The sequence below is a fragment of the Bacillus sp. FG16 genome, from assembly GCF_057809515.1.
In genome coordinates this window covers 1-1,028 of the sequence record NZ_JBMDKC010000271.1, presented here as the reverse complement: position 1 = coordinate 1,028, position 1,028 = coordinate 1, and the positions used below count along the sequence as shown (strand labels likewise).

Genomic DNA, 1,028 nt, shown 5'->3' with positions numbered 1-1,028 from the left:
AAATAATCGAATTCTGCAGGCCTCGCCAACGCTTCCGCTTGTTCTACCGAATGAACAAATTGGTCCCATGGTATAACAGCTTGTAAAGATACAAAAGGGTCTTGTTCGGTTTCTTTTGCTTCAATTAAAACCTTCCCCAGTTTTGCAAATAAGCTGATTTTCTCATCAATTAATTTTCCGTCATTTTGAAACGAATCGTTATGTATTTTTTCTCCTCGTTTAAACATGCGCCCAAGTAACTTTTCATTTACATATAAACCTTGGTCAATTAAAAAAGCATAAATATGAATTAAAAATGCCATTAAAGTTGCATAACGTTTCAGAGAATGGAACGGAGACAAATGTTGGGTGGAATACCGAGAGCCTTCCCTAGCTAATTGTAGTAATCTATTTTGGTGAATCTCTTGTCCGTTTTCTAATGGTAATGCGAGTTTTTGAATAAATTGAATGCGGTCTAATATTTTATGAAAATTTTTAAGTGAAACTGTTCCAGGTGGTTTTCGTAACCAGGATAAATTTGTAATATGTTTGTCTGCAGACTTTGTTAATAGCTGGTCTAATTGTAAAAGTTGTTGTGGAGATAACGCTTTTGTTAACTTTTTAAACATTCGCCTTTCTGCACGTTCACATACCGCCCAAACTAAATGTTCTATGGCATACATGGCCAGGAAGAATGATTTTTCTTTTTCGCATTTCTTGTATTAAAAGATCAACCAAAACCAGGACTTTCTCGGTTTCCATAGCAGTTGGAAGAAGCCAATTTGCTAACTCTCGATATTCTCGTAAGGTAAAAGATCGGAATCCAAAATGTTTTCTAATTTTGCTGATGTGTTCTCGCCTTGTGGTATCGCGCATTTTCGCATACTTATGTATAGCTGCAGGCACGATTCCTAATCTTTTTGCAAGCAACGAAACAAGAAAATCGGGTGTTTTTTCTTCAGAAGCGAATGGCCGACCAGGAAATCGTAAATAAGCCAATTGAACCGCAAAACCTAATTGATTCGTTGCGCCGCGTTGTTGACGGATGA

At 37.0% G+C, this 1,028-nt stretch carries 1 pseudogene; it reads right to left on the bottom strand.

Annotation, left to right across the window (positions count from 1 at the left end):
• A pseudogene (locus tag ACODS7_RS32205) lies at window positions 1-1,028 on the bottom strand (DUF4158 domain-containing protein); the annotation flags it as partial.